The sequence below is a fragment of the Lentzea cavernae genome (genome assembly GCF_014653695.1).
GTDB lineage: Bacteria > Actinomycetota > Actinomycetes > Mycobacteriales > Pseudonocardiaceae > Lentzea > Lentzea cavernae.
Map to the genome: position 1 here is coordinate 1 of NZ_BNAR01000015.1, position 19256 is coordinate 19256.

17 protein-coding genes and 4 tRNA genes are annotated in these 19256 nt (G+C 69.2%); 6 read left to right on the forward strand and 15 right to left on the reverse strand.

Going from position 1 to position 19256, the window contains the following annotated elements; genetic code table 11:
* Window positions 1-211 precede the first annotated feature (211 nt).
* Window positions 212-334: a hypothetical protein gene (locus IE307_RS47355; RefSeq protein WP_268250447.1), complete on the reverse strand. Its 123-nt coding sequence runs from the start codon at window positions 332-334 to the stop codon at window positions 212-214.
* A 141-nt stretch (window positions 335-475) separates the two neighbouring features.
* Between IE307_RS47355 and IE307_RS35685 the strand changes: the two genes are divergently transcribed.
* From IE307_RS35685 to IE307_RS35695, 3 genes are all read left to right on the forward strand, one after another.
* On the forward strand, window positions 476-1429 hold the full coding sequence (locus IE307_RS35685; protein ID WP_191303843.1) for a lycopene cyclase family protein: 954 nt from the start codon (window positions 476-478) through the stop codon (window positions 1427-1429).
* Window positions 1430-1552: 123 nt separating this feature from the next.
* On the forward strand, window positions 1553-3229 hold the full coding sequence (locus IE307_RS35690) for a GGDEF domain-containing protein (protein ID WP_191303844.1): 1677 nt from the start codon (window positions 1553-1555) through the stop codon (window positions 3227-3229).
* Between the two features lie 154 nt (window positions 3230-3383).
* Window positions 3384-4448 (forward strand): carboxylate-amine ligase, encoded by a 1065-nt coding sequence (locus IE307_RS35695; RefSeq protein WP_229905405.1) that lies wholly within the window; start codon window positions 3384-3386, stop codon window positions 4446-4448.
* 19 nt (window positions 4449-4467) lie between these two features.
* Here IE307_RS35695 and IE307_RS35700 read toward each other — a convergent pair whose 3' ends face one another.
* From IE307_RS35700 to IE307_RS35765, 14 genes are all read right to left on the reverse strand, one after another.
* Complete coding sequence (locus IE307_RS35700; protein WP_229905406.1) at window positions 4468-4914, reverse strand: NUDIX domain-containing protein; 447 nt, start codon at window positions 4912-4914, stop codon at window positions 4468-4470.
* 16 nt (window positions 4915-4930) lie between these two features.
* Window positions 4931-5782 (reverse strand): DUF72 domain-containing protein, encoded by an 852-nt coding sequence (locus tag IE307_RS35705; RefSeq protein WP_505744288.1) that lies wholly within the window; start codon window positions 5780-5782, stop codon window positions 4931-4933.
* Between the two features lie 56 nt (window positions 5783-5838).
* Window positions 5839-5916, reverse strand: a tRNA-Ile gene (locus IE307_RS35710).
* Window positions 5917-6004: 88 nt separating this feature from the next.
* Window positions 6005-6077: transfer RNA gene (locus IE307_RS35715), tRNA-Leu, on the reverse strand.
* Window positions 6078-6162: 85 nt separating this feature from the next.
* Window positions 6163-6235, reverse strand: a tRNA-Gly gene (locus IE307_RS35720).
* A 15-nt stretch (window positions 6236-6250) separates the two neighbouring features.
* Window positions 6251-6319 (reverse strand) — tRNA-Trp (locus tag IE307_RS35725).
* Window positions 6320-6736: 417 nt separating this feature from the next.
* Window positions 6737-7114, reverse strand: a complete 378-nt coding sequence (locus IE307_RS35730; protein ID WP_191303846.1) for a metal-sulfur cluster assembly factor — start codon at window positions 7112-7114, stop codon at window positions 6737-6739.
* Window positions 7111-7551, reverse strand: coding sequence for a Fe-S cluster assembly sulfur transfer protein SufU (gene sufU, locus IE307_RS35735; protein WP_191303847.1), 441 nt, complete (start codon window positions 7549-7551; stop codon window positions 7111-7113). The genes IE307_RS35730 and sufU overlap by 4 nt, the downstream gene beginning before the upstream one ends.
* 1 nt (window position 7552) lies before the next feature.
* Window positions 7553-8830 carry a cysteine desulfurase gene (locus IE307_RS35740; protein WP_191303848.1) on the reverse strand — a complete coding sequence of 426 codons (1278 nt, stop codon included), beginning with the start codon at window positions 8828-8830 and terminating at the stop codon, window positions 7553-7555.
* Window positions 8831-8856: 26 nt separating this feature from the next.
* Window positions 8857-9630 (reverse strand): Fe-S cluster assembly ATPase SufC, encoded by a 774-nt coding sequence (gene sufC / locus IE307_RS35745; protein WP_191303849.1) that lies wholly within the window; start codon window positions 9628-9630, stop codon window positions 8857-8859.
* A gap of 33 nt (window positions 9631-9663) precedes the next feature.
* Window positions 9664-9978, reverse strand: coding sequence for a non-heme iron oxygenase ferredoxin subunit (locus IE307_RS35750; protein WP_191303850.1), 315 nt, complete (start codon window positions 9976-9978; stop codon window positions 9664-9666).
* Window positions 9975-11132 carry a Fe-S cluster assembly protein SufD gene (gene sufD / locus IE307_RS35755; protein ID WP_191303851.1) on the reverse strand — a complete coding sequence of 386 codons (1158 nt, stop codon included), beginning with the start codon at window positions 11130-11132 and terminating at the stop codon, window positions 9975-9977. Before sufD ends, IE307_RS35750 begins: the two co-directional genes overlap by 4 nt.
* A 1-nt stretch (window position 11133) precedes the next feature.
* A complete protein-coding gene (gene sufB / locus IE307_RS35760; RefSeq protein ID WP_191303852.1) occupies window positions 11134-12588 on the reverse strand; it encodes a Fe-S cluster assembly protein SufB in 1455 nt (484 codons plus the stop codon).
* Window positions 12585-13304 carry a helix-turn-helix transcriptional regulator gene (locus IE307_RS35765; protein WP_229905407.1) on the reverse strand — a complete coding sequence of 240 codons (720 nt, stop codon included), beginning with the start codon at window positions 13302-13304 and terminating at the stop codon, window positions 12585-12587. Before IE307_RS35765 ends, sufB begins: the two co-directional genes overlap by 4 nt.
* A 94-nt stretch (window positions 13305-13398) precedes the next feature.
* Between IE307_RS35765 and mptB the strand changes: the two genes are divergently transcribed.
* The 3 genes from mptB (at window position 13399) to IE307_RS35780 (ending at window position 19203) form a co-directional block, all read left to right on the forward strand.
* On the forward strand, window positions 13399-14946 hold the full coding sequence (gene mptB / locus IE307_RS35770) for a polyprenol phosphomannose-dependent alpha 1,6 mannosyltransferase MptB (protein WP_191303854.1): 1548 nt from the start codon (window positions 13399-13401) through the stop codon (window positions 14944-14946).
* A gap of 73 nt (window positions 14947-15019) precedes the next feature.
* Window positions 15020-18667: a patatin-like protein gene (locus tag IE307_RS35775; RefSeq protein WP_191303855.1), complete on the forward strand. Its 3648-nt coding sequence runs from the start codon at window positions 15020-15022 to the stop codon at window positions 18665-18667.
* Window positions 18664-19203, forward strand: a complete 540-nt coding sequence (locus IE307_RS35780) for a TetR/AcrR family transcriptional regulator (RefSeq protein WP_191303856.1) — start codon at window positions 18664-18666, stop codon at window positions 19201-19203. Before IE307_RS35775 ends, IE307_RS35780 begins: the two co-directional genes overlap by 4 nt.
* Window positions 19204-19256 lie beyond the last annotated feature (53 nt).

A 19256-nucleotide genomic window follows, 5' to 3' on the forward strand; every position in this document is an offset into this window, starting at 1 on the left:
CACCGCAGTCACATCAGCTTTTCGCTGACTTACTTCCGGGGCTGTGTTTGAAGCTTATTTGGTCCTGCGAGCCGGTGTCAAATCGGCCTCTGAGAGGCTTTCAACTTCCGGCTTTTGTGTCAGGCCCGTTCCGGCTTGTTTTCCGGCCCGTGTCGCTCTGACTTGGAGAACATTACACGGGGCACTTTCGATCTCCAAATCGGGGGGTCCCTCAAGCGTCGAAACCGCCGCTGACCTGCGTGTTCGTCACCGCGAAGACCACGTGGCGGTCTGCCTCCGCCTCGAACGCCGAGACGGCGTCCCCGACCCGTGCGGCGGAGAAAGGCCTAGTCACGGGCTCTTCGCGTACATAAGTGGCGTGTACCGGCGCCACAACAGGTGCGGAAACCTCGTTCAAAATGGCTTGACGTGACCTACGTCCCTCTCGCGGAGGCGCTGACGGTGAGTTTCGGCCACACGGTCAATCATGGACGTCATGACGTTCGACGTGATGGTGATCGGTGGAGGTCCTGCGGGCCGTGCGCTCGCACGGGCCTGTGCACGGGAAGGGCTCAACACGGCGATCGTCGACCGTCACCCGGAACGCCCGTGGCCAGCGACGTACGGCGCGTGGGCCGACGAGCTCCCACCCGACACCCCAGTGAAGACGACGAGCACGACTGTTCGCGCGTACGTGCGCGAGGAGCACAAGATCGACCGCACCTACGTGGTTCTCGACAACGCGCGTCTGCACGAACTGCCGGAAGAGGTCACTGTCCTCCAACGGCCAGAGCCGGCACGGCACACGTTCAACGCCACGGGTGCGCGCAAGGGCCGTGCCGAGCAAACGGCTGTAGGCACGATCATCGAGTCGGACAGCACCGAGACCACGTTGATGGACTGGCGCGGCGACGGCGAGACGTTCCTCTACACAGTCCCTCTGGGCGATAACCGCCTTCTGGTCGAGGAGACCTGTCTGGCGCGCAGGCCGGGCATGCCGCTCAACGAACTGAGAGAACGTCTGCACGCTCGGCTCGAGCCGAGCGACGAAGAAGAACGCGTGCGCTTCCCCCTCGACGCACCCAGGGCAGGAGGAGCGTTCGGCGCGGCGGCCGGGTTCATCCACCCCGCGACGGGCTACAGCGTCGCCACCGCGCTCCAGCTTGCACCGCGGGTGGCCGCGGCCGTGAAAGCGGGCAAGGACCCGAAGCACGTCATCTGGTCTCCCAAGGCGCGGATCGTGCACGCGATGCGCAAGCACGGCCTGGAGGTCCTGCTCCGCTTCAACGCCGAGGAGACGAAGGACTTCTTCGAGGTGTTCTTCCGGCTCCCGCCCGAACTGCAGCGCGCCTACCTCTCCGGGCGCGAGGACCTGACGGGCAACGTCAAGGCCATGAACACCCTGTTCCTGACCGCTCCAGCCCACCTCAGGTGGAAACTCTTCTTCTGACGAACTCCCAGCGTGAACGCCGTGTCACCGAACGCAGCGCGGGTGTGGCAAATGGTCGCCAACACCGTGAACAGCTGGTGAACCCGCTTGGTGGTCGTCGTTCGCACCGGCACGATCGGAGGCGTGCCCGCATTGCTGGATGACGTCAGGTTCGCCTTCCAGCCGCTGTTCAACCTGAACACCGGGGGCGTCGTCGCGATCGAGGCTCTGGCCCGGCCGCACGACGGCAGCGTGCAGGATCTGCTCCAGGCCGCCTTCCGGGCGGGCCTGCTGGCCAACGCCGACGTCGGACTGGCCTGCCGCGCCATCCGCTCCGCGGCCGACTTCGACCTGATGCTGCCGTTGCACGTGAACCTGCTCGCGATCACGATCGCGGACAAGCCCGAGGTCATGAGCCCGATCTACGGCGCGCTGAGGGACGCGGGCCGTTCGCCGGACAGCGTCGTCGTCGAGATCGGCGAACCGTACTCACGGGCCAATCGCGCGCGCCTCGCTCGTGGCCTGCAGACGCTGCGGAACAACGGCTTCCGCATCGCGCTCGACTGCGTGGGCGAGGGCGACGTGCCGCTCGGCCTGCTGACCAGCGCGTCACCGGACTACATCAAGCTCGACCGCGAGATCGTCCGCACGCTGCCCGACGACGCCGCGCGGGGTGCGCTGGTGAAGTCGCTGGTGCACCTCGGCGAGTACACGGGCGGCCAGGTCGTGGCCGAGGGCGTGGAGACCGAGGCGGAGCTCGCGTACCTGCGCAAGCTGGGGGTGGGGTACGCGCAGGGCCGCTTCCTCGCTCCCCCGCAGCGAAGACCGGCGGTGAACGCCCGCATCGCGCCCGAGGCGGTCACGGAGACCGGGGAGATCCGCCGCAGCAACACCGGCCCGCGGATCACGGCCTTCCTGCACCCCGCGACGACGTTGCCCGAGCACGCGACCAGCGAAGAGGTACGTGAGGTCCTGGCGTCGCAGCCGTCGGTGACGGGTGTCGTGCTGCTGGACGACGAGGGCCGCCCGAAGTGGTCGGTGGACCGCAACCGGTTCCTGCTCGCCGTCACCGGGCCGTACGGGCACGCGTTGCACGCCAAGAGAGAGGCCGCACGGCTCGCGGACAAGCCTCACGTCATCGGCACCGAGTCGTCGGCGCTGGACCTGCTGGACGTGGTGGCGGGTGCGAACCGTGAGCGCACCAACGACGACCTCATCGTCGTGGACCACAACGAGCGGTGCATGGGCGTCGTGCGCGTGGCGGACGTTGTGCGCGGTGTCGCCGAGCTCAAGGTGGAGCAGGCGGCCGCGCTGAGCCCTCTCACGCGGCTGCCCGGCAGTGACGCGGTCGCGAAGGAGGTGGACCGGCGCATCGAGGCCGGTGAGATCTTCGCGATCTCGTGGCTGGACGTCGACGGCTTCAAGCTGGTCAACGACTCCGTCGGGTTCGCGGCGGGAGACGATCTGATCCGCGAGATCGGGCACGACCTGGCGGACCTCGCGCACGCGTTCCCGGGCGTTCACGTCGGGCACGTGGGCGGTGACGACTTCCTCCTCCTCGCGGGCCTCGACGAGACGGTGCCGCTGAGTGCTCGTCTGCTCGACAAGCCGTACACGGCAGAGGGACGACACATCACCGTCTCTCTTGCGACCCTTATCTGTGCTCCAGGATCAGTGGGGTCGTATCGCGAGGTGTCGCGGTTGCTGGCACCAGTGAAGGAGCACGCGAAGTCGCTCGCCGGATCCAGCTGGGTCATGGGCAGGCCGGGCACCGAACGACGCGACGTGCTGCGTGGTGTCGCGCAACGTGCGGTGAGTTGAGAAGTACAACCAAACGCCTCCTGTGCGGCGCACTGATCACTCATAGCATCGAGAGTGCTACTCAGTGCACAGGAGGTTCGGCGTGCAGGTCGGCAGCAGAACTCAAGCGGTACCCGCGCAACGCAGAAGCATGGACGGCCTCCTGACTGTTGGCGTGGAAGAGGAATTCGTTCTCGTAGAAGCCTCCACAGGCCATTTGGCCAACCGTGCCAACGAAGTTCTCGCCGGCGCCGACCGGTACGAGGTCGACCTGCAGCCGGAAATCGCGCAATACCAGGTGGAATCGGCCAGCGGCATCTGCACGGACATGGCCGTGCTGCGCGAGCAACTGGCCGTGGCGCGCAGGGCGTTGATCGAACGGGCCGCGGGTCACGACGCGAGGCTGGCCGCGACCGGGACGCCCGTGCTGGGCCTCACGATGCCGACGCCGCTGACGAACTCCCCGCGCTACCACCGGATGGCGCAGGAGATGGGCGCGCTCACCAACGACCTCGCGATCTGCGGCTGCCACGTGCACGTGGGCCTGCCCGACGACGAGTCGAAGATCTTCGTGAGCAACCACATGCGCCCGTGGCTGCCGACGTTGCTGGCGCTGGGCGCGAACTCGCCGTACTGGCTCGACGGCGACACGGGGTACGCGAGCTGGCGGTACGTGGTCTGGAACCGTTGGCCCACTTCGGGTGCGCCGCCGCACTTCGACTCCGCGGCCGAGTACTACGCGGCACGGGAGGAGATCGTCGCGAGCGGCGCGGCGATGGACGCCGGGATGCTGTACTGGGACGTCCGGCTCTCCGCCCGTCACCCCACGCTGGAGCTGCGCGTCTCCGACGTGGCGCCGACGGTCGAGGAGGCCGTGCTGATGGCCGCTCTGGTGCGCGGGATCGCCGCCACCGCGCTGAGTTCCGGCACGGCGCCGCTCAAGGTCCCGCCACACCTGCTGAAGGTGGCGATGTGGCGGGCCGCGCGCGACGGCCTGGAGGGCTTCGGCATCGACCCGGTGACGGGCGCGCCCACACCCGCATCGTCGATCGTCGCGTCGTTGCTGCGGTGGATCCGGCCGGCGCTCGAGTTCGCCGGCGACCACGAGATGGTGACCACGGCGATCGACCGGTTGCTGCTCGACGGCACCGGGGCGGTGCGGCAGCGCAGGGCGTTCGCGCGCCGCGGCCGGCTGGACGACGTGGTGGGGTTCCTGGTGGCGCAGACGGCTCCGGTCTGAGCCTCGAACGGGTCTGCGCCTAGCGCCTGCTGACGCCGTGTTCCAGGTAGCGGGTCTCGCCTGATTCCCGCGCGCGCAACGCTTCCGCGACCCTGCGCGCGAGTCTGGGGATCAGGCGTTCGCCGGCCAGCGGCGGCGGCACGAACTCGTAGGACCGCAGTTCCTCCGCCTGCAACCGGATCTCGTCCGCCGCGGTGATCAGGCCGCCCTCGAACACGAACAGCACGCGATCCTCGCCGTCGCGCGGAGCCCAGTCGGCCACGAGCAGTCGACCGGGTTCCCTGGCCAGGCCCAGTTCTTCCTCGATCTCCCGGCGGCAGGCCTCGCTCGGCGTCTCCCCGCGTTCGATCGCACCGCCCGGAATCTCCCAGTCCGGCTTGTAGGTGGGCTCGACGAGCAGAAGGCGCCCCGCTTCGTCGAAGAAGAGGGCGCCCGCCGCGGACAGTGCTCTGCTGGTGTGGTCCACGATCCCTTTGTACGGCTCAGAACAGGGTGGCGGGCTCGACCGGTTCCGGCTCGGGCAGCGGATCGAGCGCGGGAACCAACGCGCGCACGTCGTCGTGGAAGCGGCGGGCCAGCGCGGGCGCGTCGTCGTTGTTGGGCGTGTGCACGAAGAACGTCGGCGAGAGGCCCTCGTGAAGCCAGCCCGCGACCACCTCGGTCCACGGCCCCCACCCCCGCACGGTCTCCTCGACGGAGTCCCGGCCCAGGTAGCGGACGACCGGCCGGTCGGTCAGCGCGCGCGTCCGCCGCGGCATCCTCGGCTTCTTGGCCCACGCCTCCGCTTCGCCCTCGCTGGTCGGCGGGCTCTGGAACAGGACTTCGGTGTCGAACGGCACCCACTCGGCGGACGCGTCGCCGAGCGTCTCCTCGAGCAGCGACTCCGCACGCGTGTCGGTGAAGAAGTCGAGGTGGCGCACCTCCACCAGGCGCCGGCGGTCGGCGGGCAGCCTGCGCAGGAACCGGCCGAGGGCGTCAACGTCGTTCGGACCGAACGACGCGGGCAACTGGGTCCACAGGACGGCCCGCTCGCCGAGGGGCTCGATCGCGTCCAGGAACGCCCGCATCTCCGCCTCGACCCCGGCGAACCGGCGCTCGTGCGTGACGACCTTCGGCAGCTTCACCACGAACCGGAAGTCCGGATCGGTCTGCTGCGCCCAGGTCTGCACGGTGGTCCGGGCAGGGGTCGCGTAGAAGGTCGTGTTGCCCTCGACCGCGTTGCACCAGCCCGCATACGCCCGCAGGCGTTCCTTCGGGGGCAATGGCTGCGGCAGGAACCGTCCTGGCCACGCCTTGTGGTTCCACATCGCGCAGCCGACGTGCAGACGCGCCACTCCACCCACTCCCGTCGGTCGTGGGCTTGGAGTTTACTGGTTCGTGTGCGAACGTTTGGTCGTCCCGCCAGGACTTGAACCTGGGACCTACCGCGTATCAGACGGACGCTCTCACCGGACTGAGCTACGGGACGTGAGTGGAAGACGAGGGTGTCGAACCCTCCGGGGCGATCTTGCAAGGATCACCTGCGCGCCGGCGCGTCCCCCGATTCAGTTGTGCAGTGCCGCGGGCAGGATTCGAACCTGCACTGGACGCGTTCTGAGCGCGTTGCCTCTTCCGTTGGGCTACCGGGGCGTGCGGATCCGGGGAGTCGAACCCCGACTGTCATGGCCCTCGACCATGTGCCTCTGCCTATTGGGCTAGATCCACTTGTGTGCCGAGCGGTCGGAGGGCATCGAACCCTCTGCTTCGGTTTGGAAGACCGACGTGTCCGCCGAGTTCACCACGACCGCATTGTTTTCGAGCAGCACCGGTGGAAGGAGTCGAACCCTCGGGAAACGGGTTTGGAATCCGTTCCGCTTCCAAAGCTCACCGGTAGGCAAAAAGAAAACCGCCCACGTCGTCGTGGGCGGCTCCGAGGTCATGACCTGGGGATCAGGTCATGGCGTGGAGCCCCACGCCACCGCCAGCAGACCGCCGGCGATGAGGGCGAGAATTCGCCATCCCGCGAGCTGTGCGTTGGCAAGCATGTCTTCCTCCGGTTGATCTCTGTTGTTCGTGATGGGATCAAGTTATGGGACCGGCGCACCGGGGTGCAACGCATTTAACGGAGCTTCTCGCGGTGTTCCAGATCGTGGATTTCTGTTTCGATGGTGTTCATGACGGGTACGGGGCCTGCGCTCGGTGAGCGGCACCGCCCGGCGCGAGGTGCACGCCTGCCGCAGACCGTCCTCCGACCCTGAACGACGAACGGCGCGCACCCCGCAGGGCGCGCGCCGTCGTGGACGAACAGGTCAGACGGTGAAGCCCAACGCCCGCAGCTGCTCGCGGCCGTCGTCGGTGATCTTCTCCGGGCCCCACGGCGGCATCCACACCCAGTTGATGCGGAAGTCCGACACGAGACCGCCGCCGGTGAGGGCGGCGCGGGTCTGGTCCTCGATGACGTCGGTCAGCGGGCAGGCCGCCGACGTGAGCGTCATGTCGATGGTGGCGACGTTCTTCTCGTCGACGTGGATGTCGTAGACGAGGCCGAGGTCGACCACGTTGATGCCCAGTTCCGGGTCCACGACGTCGCGCATCGCTTCTTCCACGTCGTCCAACGCGGCGACGTCAGCCTTGGGCTCGAAGACCGGCATGCCTTCGGCTCCCCGGACCACTTCCTCGGTGCTCATGCTGCTCCCTGGCTTCGTGCTACTGCGTCTTTGAAGGCCATCCAGCCCAGCAGCGCGCACTTCACGCGCGCCGGGTACTTCGAGACGCCGGCGAAGGCGATGCCGTCTTCGAGGACGTCCTCGTCGGGCTCGATCTGGCCGCGGCTCTGCATCAGCTCGACGAACGCGTCCATCTTCTTGAACGCCTCGCCCACGGGCTTGCCCACGACGAGGTCCGTCAGCACCGACGTCGACGCCTGGCTGATCGAGCAGCCCTGGCCGTCGTAGGAGACGTCGGAGACGATCTCGCCGTCGAGCTTGACCCGCAGCGTCACCTCGTCGCCGCAGGTCGGGTTGACCTGGAACGACTCCGCGTCGAACGGGTCGCGCAGGCCTCGGCCGTGCGGGTTCTTGTAGTGGTCCAGGATGATCTCCTGGTACATCTGCTGGAGCTGCATCTCAGGCCACCCCGAAGAACTTCTGCGCTTCGCGGACGCCGTCGACCAGAGCATCGACCTCGTCCAGCGTGTTGTACAGGTAGAACGTCGCGCGCACCGACGACTGGGCGTTCAGGCAGCGGTGCAGCGGCCACGCGCAGTGGTGGCCGACGCGCACGGCGATGCCCAGGCTGTCGAGCACCTGGCCGGCGTCGTGCGGGTGGACGCCCTCGATCTCGAACGGCACGGCGCCGCCGCGGTTCACGGCGTCGGACGGGCCGATCAGCCGGACGCCCTTGACGGACGACAGACCCTCGAGGGCGGCAACGGTCAGCGCGTGCTCGTGGGCGTTGATCCGCTCCATGCCGACGACGCTCAGGTAGTCCACCGCGGCACCCAGGCCGACGGCCTGGGACGTCATCGGCGAACCGGCCTCGAAGCGCTGCGGCGGCGGGGCGAACGTCGAGCCCTCCATCTTCACCAGCTCGATCATCGAGCCGCCGGTGATGAAGGGGGGCAACGCCTCCAGCAGCTCACGACGTCCATAAAGGACACCGATGCCGGACGGGCCGAGCATCTTGTGGCCGGAGAACGACGCGAAGTCCACGCCCAGCTTCCGGAAGTTCACCGGGCTGTGCGGAACGGACTGGCACGCGTCCAGCACCGTCAGCGCGCCGACCTTCTGCGCCGCCGCGACGAGCACGTCGACCGGGTTGATCACGCCGGTGACGTTCGACTGGTGCGTGAACGCGACGACCTTGGCGCGCGGGGTGATCACGCTGTCCACATCGGACAGGTCGAGCCTGCCGTCGGGGGTCAGCTTGAACCACTTCAGCGTCGCACCGGTCCTAGCGGCGAGCTGCTGCCACGGAACGAGGTTCGCGTGGTGCTCCATCTCGGTCACGACGATCTCGTCGCCGGGACCCACGACGAAGCGCGCGGCCTCGGGACCCGAGGTCGCGGCGTTGCCCATCGCGTACGCCACGAGGTTGAAGCCCTCGGTGGCGTTCTTGGTGAACACCAGCTCGCCGAAGTCGGCGCCGACGAAGTCCGCGATGCGCTGACGCGCACCTTCGTACGCGTCGGTCGCCTCTTCAGCCAGCTGGTGGGCGCCGCGGTGCACAGCGGCGTTGTGCTGCTGCAAGAACGCTTTCTCAGCGTCCAGAACCTGCGTCGGGCGTTGCGAGGTGGCGCCGGAGTCCAGGTAGACCAGGCGCTTCCCGTCACGAACGGTGCGAGACAGGATGGGGAAGTCCGCCCTGAGGGCGGTTACGTCCAGTGGTGCTGCGGTGGTGGTCACAGCGCCTCCTCTCAACACCTTTAACGCTAGGAAAGTGCGGCGGCTTCCGTCTTGCCGGTGTACTTCACGTAACCCTCGGACTCGAGCACGTCGGCCAGCTCGCGGCCACCGGACTCGACGATCCGGCCGTTCGCGAAGACGTGCACGAAGTCCGGCTGGATGTACTTGAGGATCCGGGTGTAGTGCGTGATCAGCATGACGCCGACCTCACCGGAGGCCTTGTAGCGGTTGACGCCCTCGGACACGACGCGCAGGGCGTCGACGTCGAGACCCGAGTCGGTCTCGTCGAGGATCGCGACCTTCGGCTGGAGCAGGCCCAGCTGCAGGATCTCGTGGCGCTTCTTCTCACCGCCGGAGAAGCCCTCGTTCACCGAACGCTCGGCGAACGCCGGGTCGATGTCGAGCTCGGACATCGCACCCTTGACCTCCTTCACCCAGTGGCGAAGGGCCGGGGCCTCGCCGCGGACGGCGGTGGCGGCGGTGCGCAGGAAGTTCGACATCGAGACGCCGGGGACCTCGACCGGGTACTGCATGGCGAGGAAGAGGCCCGCGCGGGCGCGCTCGTCGACGGACATCTCGAGGACGTCCTCACCGTCGAGCGTGACGGTGCCCGAGGTGATCGTGTACTTCGGGTGCCCGGCGATCGCGTAGGACAGCGTGGACTTGCCGGAGCCGTTGGGGCCCATGATGGCGTGCGTCTCGCCGGCCTTGATCGTCAGGTCGACGCCCTTGAGGATCTCCTTGGGAGCATCCTCGCTGACGACCGAGACGTGCAGGTCCTTGATCTCAAGGGTGGCCATGACTTGCCGTTCTCCTGGTGGTGTAGCTAGAAGTCAGTTCGTGGTGACGGTGACGTCGACGAAGACGTCGCCGTCACGGATGTCGACGGCGTAGACGTCGACCGGTTCGCTTGCGGGCGGCGACGAGGGCGCGCCGGTCTCCAGGTCGAAGCACGACCCGTGCAACCAGCACTCGATCCCCTTGCGGGAGACCTCGCCCTCGCTCAGCGACACCGCGGCGTGCGAGCACAGATCCGCGAGCGCGTGCACCCGCTCGCCGTCGCGCACCAGAACGACATCGGTTCCCTCGACGTCGGCGGCGAACGGCTTGCGGTCGTCCAGTGAGGACAGTGCACACACCTTGATCACGCGCCGACCGCCTCGAGCTCTGCCTCGATGGCGGCCTCGAGGCGCTCGCGCACCTCGGGGACGGCGATCTTCGCGATCAGCTCCTGGAAGAAGCCGCGCACGACGAGACGCCGTGCCTGCTCCTCCGGGATGCCGCGCGCCTGCAGGTAGAAGAGCTGCTCGTCGTCGAACCGGCCGGTGGCGCTGGCGTGGCCCGCACCCTCGATCTCGCCGGTCTCGATCTCCAGGTTCGGCACCGAGTCGGCGCGGGCGCCGTCGGTCAGGATCAGGTTCCGGTTCAGCTCGAACGTCTCGGTGCCCTCGGCGGCGACACGGATGAGCACGTCACCGATCCACACGGCGTGCGCGCCCTCGCCCTGCAGCGCGCCCTTGTAGACGACGTTGCTGCGGCAGTTCGCCTGCGCGTGGTCGATGAACGGCCGGTGCTCCTGGTGCTGGCCCGCGTCCGCGAAGTACAGGCCGAACAGCTCGGCGTCTCCGCCGCGGCCCGCGTACTGCACGACCGGCGTCACGCGCACGACGTCGCCGCCGAGCGTGACCACGGTGTGCTTGATGGTCGCGTCGCGACCGAGCTTCACGTGGTGCTGCGAGACGTGCACGGCGTCGTCGGCCCAGTCGTGGATGGTGATCACCGTGAGGTGAGCGCCGTCCGCGACGAGGAACTCGACGTTGTCCGCGTACGCGCCGGAGCCGCGGAAGTCCAGGATCACGGTGCCCTCGGCGAACTGCGAGGCCTTGACCTGGATGTGGCCGTAGGCGACGGCACCGACGCCCGCGCCGGTCACCGTGACGGTGGTCGGCTCGGACTTGGCGTCGCCGGGCAGCGTCACGATCGTGGCGTTCTCGAAGGACGAGTACGCCTGCGCCGCGACGCGGTCACCGGGGACTCCGGCCTTGCCGAGGCGGTCGTCGTCACGACCGACCGTCTCGACGGTGACACCGGAGGCGGCGTTCACCTCGACGGCAGCGGAACCCGTTGCCGCAGCGCCGGAGTGCAGACCGGCGAGACGCTTGAGAGGCGTGAAGCGCCAGATCTCCTCACGGCCGCCCGGGACCTCGAACGCGTCCACGTCGTAGGACGTGAAGTGCTCCGCGCGAGAGGTCACCGGGACGACGGCACCGTGGGAGTGAGGTTGAGTCGACAGGGCGGCCATGTCAGCCGACGGCCCCTTCCATCTGCAGTTCGATCAGGCGGTTCAGCTCGAGGGCGTACTCCATGGGGAGCTCGCGCGCGATGGGCTCGACGAACCCGCGCACGATCATCGCCATGGCCTCGTCCTCGTTGAGGCCGCGCGACATCAGGTAGAACAGCTGGTCCTCGGAGACCTTCGAGACCGTGGCCTCGTGGCCCATCGCGACATCGTCCTCGCGGACGTCGACGTACGGGTAGGTGTCCGAACGGCTGATGGTGTCGACCAGCAGCGCGTCGCACTTCACTGTGGACTTCGAGTGGTGCGCCCGCTTGTTGACCTGGACCAGGCCGCGGTAGGACGTGCGGCCACCGCCCCGCGCGACCGACTTCGAGATGATCGTCGAAGAGGTGTGCGGTGCCATGTGGACCATCTTGGCGCCGGCGTCCTGGTGCTGGCCCTCGCCCGCGAACGCGATCGAGAGGACCTCGCCCTTGGCGTGCTCGCCCATCAGGAAGACGGCCGGGTACTTCATGGTCACCTTGGAGCCGATGTTGCCGTCGACCCACTCCATGGTCGCGCCCTCTTCGGCCTTGGCGCGCTTGGTGACCAGGTTGTAGACGTTGTTCGACCAGTTCTGGATCGTCGTGTAGCGGCAGCGGCCGCCCTTCTTCACGATGATCTCGACCACGGCCGAGTGCAGCGAGTCCGAGGAGTAGATCGGCGCCGTGCAGCCCTCGACGTAGTGCACGTAGGCACCCTCGTCGACGATGATCAGCGTGCGCTCGAACTGGCCCATGTTCTCGGTGTTGATCCGGAAGTAGGCCTGCAGCGGGATGTCCACGTGCACGCCCTTGGGGACGTAGATGAACGACCCACCGGACCACGTCGCGGCGTTCAGCGCGGAGAACTTGTTGTCACCCGCGGGGATGACCGAGCCGAAGTACTCCTTGAAGAGCTCCGGCTGCTCCTTGAGCGCCGTGTCGGTGTCCAGGAACAGGACACCCTTCTCCTCCAGGTCCTCGCGGATCTGGTGGTAGACGACCTCGGACTCGTACTGGGCGGCGACACCGGCGACGAGGCGCTGCTTCTCGGCCTCCGGGATGCCCAGGCGGTCGTAGGTGTTCTTGATGTCCTCGGGCAGGTCCTCCCAGGAGGTGGCCTGCTTCTCGGTCGAACGCACGAAGTACTTGATCGAGTCGAAGTCGATCCCAGAGAGGTCAGCGCCCCAGCTCGGCATCGGCTTGAGGTCGAAGAGCTTCAGCGCCTTCAACCGGTACTCGAGCATCCACTCGGGCTCGTCCTTCTTCGCCGAGATGTCGCGGACGACGTCCTCGTTGATTCCTCGGCGGGCGCTCGCGCCGGCAACGTCGGAGTCGGCCCAGCCGAACTCGTAGTTGCCCAGAGACGCAATCGTCTCTTCCTGCGTGAGCGGAGACTGCACCGTGGTGGGCGTGCGCTGCTCGGCAGCGGCAGTCATGCGGGCTCCCCTCCATCATCTGGGATGAGCTTTCCGGCAGAGCCGGGCTGAACGTTCGGGATGTGCGTCGTGCACACGGCGTGGCCGCGGGCGATCGTCGCGAGGCGCTGCACGTGGGTACCGAGGAGGTTCGCGAACGTCTCCGTCTCGGTCTCGCACAGCTGGGGGAACTCGGCGGCAACGTGGGCGACCGGGCAGTGGTGCTGGCACAACTGCTCACCCACCCCGACGTTTCGCGCCGATGAAGCGTAACCCTCCCTGGTCAACGCGGCTGCGAGGGCCTTCGCCCGTTCGGCGGGCGTGACCTGGGCCACGATCGCCGACCGATGCCGGTCCACCAGTGCGTCGACACGACTTTGCGCAAAAGCGCGCACAGCCTCTTCCCCACCCGTTTGGGCGAGGAACCTGATCGCGGCGACCGCGAGGTCGTCGTAGGCGTGGCCGAACCGGGCGCGTCCGGCATCCGTCAGCAGGAAGAGCTTCGCGGGACGGCCACGACCACGTTGGGTCTGCCGCGGTGCGTCCCTCGTGATCGCCTCGCCGTCCGTGAGCAGCGCGTCTATGTGACGACGCACGGCCGTGGGACTGATGCCCAGCTCCTCCGCGACAGCTGCCGCGGTGACCGGGCCCTGCTCCAGCAGGAGCCTGGCAACGGCGCGCCGAGTCTTGCCGTCGTGCTGGTGCACGGCGTCAAGGTGGGTCTCGGCGTTTTTCACAACACCAGTGTTGCGTATTTCGGCGGAGGTCGCAAAGATCGCGGTCACAGGGTGACCTGACTCACGGCTGAACAGGGCTCGATACTCTCCTGACATGCCCACCAACGGCGGAGTCGTGACTCCGGAGAGCGACCTCCTGAACGGCCGGGAGCGTCGCCAGCTGGACATCGTGCGCCGCTGGGGAACCATCGGCGCGTTGCTCCTGACCGTGGGCTCTCTGGGCGGCGGCGCGGCACCCATCTACTCACCGCTCTACGGCGTGCCCGTGCTGGGCCTCTTCTCCCGCATGCCGAGCGTCGCGATGGGCGTCGTCTGGACCGGCATCTTCATGATCGTGTCGGCCTGGCTGGCGCTGGGCCGGTTCGTCAAGCCCGGCAGGCCGAGGCTCATCTCGCGCGGTCAGATGGACCGCACGCTGCTCATGTGGACCGTTCCGCTGGTCTTCTGCGTGCCGATGTTCTCCCGCGACGTCTACTCCTACCTGGCGCAGAGCGAGATCGCGGCGCGCGGGCAGGACCCGTACGAGCTGGGCCCGGCGACGGCGCTGGGCGTCGACCACGTGCTGACGCGCGGTGTGCCGAACATCTGGCGCGAGACGCCGGCGCCGTACGGGCCGCTGTTCCTCGCGTTCGGCCGGTTGACCGCGATGCTGACGGGCGACCACGTGGTGTCCGGCGTGTTCGTGCACCGGCTGCTGGTGCTGGTCGGCCTGGGCATGATCGTGTGGGCGCTGCCCCGGCTCGCGGCCCGGTTCGGGGTGCCGCCGGTCGGCGCGTTGTGGCTCGGCGCGCTCAACCCGCTGGTGCTGTTCCACATCGTCATCGGCGTGCACAACGACGGCCTGGCGCTCGGCCTCATGCTCGTCGGCCTGGAGCTCGCGATGCGCGGGCTGGAACCGTTGAAGTGGTCGTGGATCGCCTTGGGGTCCGGGGTCATAGTCTGCGGCGCGATGGTGAAGATCCCCGCGATGGCCGCTCTGGGCTTCCTCGGTGTGCTGGTGGCGCGCAAGCTCGGCGGTCAGCTCAAGCACCTCGCGCTGGTGGCCGGGATCATGGCGGTCATCGCCGCCGTCGGGGTGGTGGTGATCTGCCTCGGCACCGGGTTCGGGTTCGGCTGGGTCGAGACGCTGAACGTCGCGTCGACCGTGAAGTCGTGGATGTCGCCGCCGACGGCGCTGGGCTTCCTCGGCGCCGGCACGGGCATCCTGCTCGGCCTGGGCAACCACACCGAGGCCATGATCTCGCTGACCCGCCTGCTCGGGCAGGCCGTGTCCGTGGTGATCACGGTCGTGCTGCTGTGGCGCAGCTTCAAGGGCCGGATCAAGGCGATGAACGGCCTCGGCGCGGCGCTGGGCGCGATCCTGGTGCTCGGGCCGGTGCTGCAGCCCTGGTACGTGCTGTGGGCCGCGCTCCCGCTGGCCACGGCGGTGGTCGGGCCGAAGTTCCGGATGTTCGCCATGGTCACCTCGGCGATCATCGCGATCATCCTGCCGCCGACCGGGTCCGCGTTCGACGGGCGCGCCTACACCGTGCCGCAGGCCGTCGCGGGCGCGGTGATCACGTTCGCTGTCTGCGTGCTGATCGCGCGCAAGCGGGTCGGGCCGTTCCTCAAGTCCGACCCCGCCGGTGGCGGACACGTCTGACAGCCGTAACCCGGAACCTCCGGCGGACGAGTAACGGGCATAGGAAGATCGTCGCCGGAGGGGGTGACGTGGCATGTCCGAAGAACCCATGTCGCGGGAAGAGGTCCGGTTCGCCGTCGTGCTCAACGGGGGCGTGAGCCTGGCCGTCTGGATGGGCGGCGTCGTGCTGGAGCTCGACCGGCTGACCAGGCCGGGATCGGTGTACCAGCCGCTGCTCGACCTGGTCGGCTGCACGGCGCGGGCGGACGTCATCGCGGGCACGTCGGCCGGTGGCATCAACGGGGCCGCGCTGGCGTTGTCGCAGGTCAACAAGCAGGCCGACCTGACGCGGCTGCGGGACCTGTGGGCCGAGCAGGGCCGGATGGAACAGCTGCTGCGGACGCCGTTCCGCGGCTCGCCCGCGTCGCTGCTCAAGGGCGACGAGTTCTTCCTGCCCCGGCTGCAGGAGGCGCTGGCCCGCCTCACCACCGACTTCGAGCCGACCGAGCGCAACGAGCGCCCGATCGACCTGCGGATCACCACCACGCTGCTCGGCGGCGTCCCGGCCACCAGCTACGACGACCTGGGGCAGCCGCTCACGCAGTCGGTGCACCAGGGCTCGTTCTCGTTCCGCCGCGACCCCTACGACTGGGTGTCCGGGGACACGCGCGACGACTTCACGGCGGAGTCGCTGAACTACCGCGTGCTGCAACTCGCGCTGGCCGCCCGCAGCAGTGCCAGCTTCCCGTTCGCGTTCGAGCCGAGCTTCATCCCCGTCGGCGGCCAGGCCACGCCGGACCGCCCGGACATGGCCGACGTCGCGAGCTGGGCCGGCAGCGGCGACCGCAGCCGGTTCGCGGTCGACGGCGGTGTTCTCGTGAACACGCCGACGAAGGAGGCGCTGGAGGCCATCGACCGGATGCCCGCGGACGGGCCGGTGCGGCGCGTGATGCTGCTGGTCTTCCCGCACGCCGAGCCGCTGGGCTCCGAGCCGGTGGCGGACGTGGTCGGCAAGGGGCTGACGACGGTCGGGTCCGGCGGCAAGCTGCTGGGAGCGATGTCCAGCCAGGCCGGCAGGACCTACGTCGAGAAGATCGAGGAGCACAACCGGCGGGCCGCGAGCAGCAGGGGCGGCCGGATGGCGTTGCTGGAGCGGCTGCACAAGGCGGGCGACGACGTCGTCGGCGAGGTGTACTCGTTGGCGGACAAGCTCTTCGGCCACTACGAGGACGTCGAGATCCGGCTCGCCGCCCGGCAGGTGACCGCGCAGCAGTTCGCGCTGCCCAGGGGGAACCCGGCGAACTGGTCGTTCGAACGGGCGCGCCGGGCCGCGGAGACCGCCCAGCGCAAGTGGAAGGAGCTGCACGGCGTCCTCCCCTACGTGCCGGGGGTGAGGCTGCCGGGTGTCGTGTGCCGCGGGGACGTGGGCTGGGAGTGGGGCATCACGATGGCCGAACGCCTCGGGGCGTCGGCGCTCGACCTGCTCAAGCGGCTGGTGTGGGTGGCGCCCGACGGCAAGGCCGCTGAGATCGCCGTCGCCCGCCGCGAACTCCACCAGGTCCGCGCGGAGCTCCGGAAGCTGCGGGAGGAGCTGTTCGACTGGAAGCCGTCCGACTCCCTCGGCGAGACCTACTGGACCGGCAGGCTCGGGAGCTACCACGAGCACATGATCGACGGGCACCTCGGCCTGGAGGTCCGGGCGCAGGTCGCCGAGATCGGCCGGATCGTCGGCGAGGCCCAGCGGGTGATCACGTCGCTCGACGGGCACCGGATGAAGCTCGGCGGGCTCGTCTGCTGGAACGCCCTGCTGGGTGCCCCCGCCACGCCGGCGGAGGCCGGTCTCGGTGACGCCGAGCGGTGGCTGAGCCGCATGCTGGCGCTGGAGATCGCCGGCACGTGCCTGTCCGACGACTCCTCGACGGGGCTGGACACGCCGGTCGAGCTGGTGCAGGTGTCGCTGCAGACGCGCAACGCGTTCGCGCGGCAGTCGATCACGGCCGACGACAAGGCGGGCGGCGCCTCGCTGTCGCGGTTCTCCGGGTTCCTCAAGCGGTCGTGGCGGGTCAACGACTGGATCTGGGGCCGCCTGGACGGCGCCACCATGCTGTGCCGCGTCCTGTTCGACCCCCGCCGGTTGCGGCGCATGGACCTGCTGGGCCGCCCGGAAGGCGACGAGCGCACGGCCGACGAGCGCGCGCAGGCCGTGGTCGACGACGTTCTGAAGAGCATGTTCGGGCTGGAGCTGCCGGTCCAGGTGGCGGCGTGCGCCGAGGAGGCGCGCAAGGAGCTCGCCGGCATCTACGAGACCGAGAACGAGCTGTCGCCGTCGTCGATGAAGCTCGCCGAGCTGGCCGCGTGGGGCCTGCACTGGCGGATCATCTGCGAGGAGCTCCCCCGGCTGCGGGCGGCGATCATCGCCGACCGCGGCGACGGCGCGGACAAGCGCTCGCGGGGTGAGCTGTTCCTGGAGGAGCACGCGGACCTGTTGCGGCGCCTGGAGAACCCGCAGGAGCACACGGTCTCGCTGGGCATGAGCGCGCTGAACGCCTTCGACCGCGCGGGCATCGGCCGCGAGCCCCTCACCCAGGAGGCGGCGTCGGACCAGATGATCCGCACGGCCGCGACCGCCGCGGCCGTCGCCGTCACGGTCGCCGACTCCGAACGGTCCGGGCTCGCCGCGGTGAGGCCCGTGACGCGGGTCGTGCGCGGCGCCGCCCTGCTCCCCTACTGGACGATCACCGGTCTGACCCGCGGCGGTCAGCTCGCGCAGTTCCTGGGGCTGCTGGGGCTGGCGGTCGGCGGCGCGCTGGTCGTGATGGCGTTGTTCGGCATGCTTCCGACCTGGGCCGCCGGTCCGGGCGCGGCGCTCGGCGCGGCCAGCCTGCTCGGCGCTTTCGGTTACGCGGCGCTGAGAAGCGGCACGATGCTGCACGGCCTGGTGCTGCTGTCGCCCGTGATCCCGTTGGTGGCCATAGCCGTCGACCGGCTGCCCGACGACCGTTCGGTGCTCACGACCGGCACGATCACGGTGGCCGGGGTCGCGTTCGTCGTGGCGGCGTTGCTCGTCCTCGGTTCGCTGCCCTCCCCGATCCGCACGCCGCTCGCGGTGCTGGCCGACTTCCGGCCGTGGCGGATCGTCGAGCGCCGCTGGAAGCAGGTGGCCGTGACGCTGGTGGTGGCGGCGATGGTGTGGTCGGTGTGGCGGTTCGAGCTGCACACCAAGCCGTGGCTGGTGATTCCCGTGTCCGTCCTCTGTGGAGCGTTCGGCGTCCACATGGCGCTGAGCGGCGGCAAGTCGCTGCAGCGGTGGCGCCGGGTCGAGGGCGTGTGGGGCACGGAACGCGCCGAACCGCCCGCCGCCGCGACCGCGGGATGGGCCGTGGTCTACGGCATCGGGTACCTCGCGGTCGCCGACGTGCTGCTGGTCGCCGGGCCGCGCGGGTGGGGCTGGCAGGCGGTGATCGGCACGGCGCTGGCGTTCGGACTGACGTTGCTGCTGATCACGCCCTGGTACGTGCCGCGCATCGAGCGCCGCCGGCTGCGCGAGCAGCTCGTCGACGAGGCGATCCCGGCGATCTACCCGCCCGGCTGCGACGTCGCGGCGACGTTGCGCGAACGGCTGGAGGGGCACGCCTCGCTGTACCGGTTCCTGGTGCACGGCGACGGCGAGCACCCGGCGGAACTCACGCTGTCGCAGGCCGGACTGGCTGTGGCGCAGAGGATCGAGGCCAAGCTCACATGAGGGCCGACGCGACCCGCAACATCCAGGCGGTGCTGCACGCGGCCGCCCGTGTGTTCTCCACCGACCCCCTCGCGCGGATCTCCGACGTCGCCGCCGCCGCGGGCGTGGACAAGCGGACCGTCTACCGCCGCTTCGACTCGCGCGAGGAGCTGCTGCTGGCGGTCTACCGCGCCCGGCTGGACGAGCTGGAGGCGTTGATCGACGCGACCCTCACCGGCGACCGGCCGGTGCGCGACGCGCTGCTGGCGTTCGCCGAGGGCGGCATCCGCCTGAGCCGCGACTGGCCCGTCGACATCCGCGCGGTGACCGACCCGGCCGTCCGGGAGCGGCGCGAGGAGCTGGACGCGCGGATGGCCGGTTTCCTGGACCGCGCCGAGGAGTCGGGGGTGATCGCGGCCGGGCTGCCGGCCGGGTGGTCGCTGCGGACGTTGCAGACCCAGCTGCACACGGTCGCGCAGGAGATGCCCGCGCTGCGGCCCGGTCCGGCCGCGGCCCTCGTGGTGGAGACGTTCCTGCACGGCGTCGGGGCCGTGTGACGAGGGCCATGTCCGCACCGGGCATTTCCGGGCCGGGTTCCGCGTCATAAGTG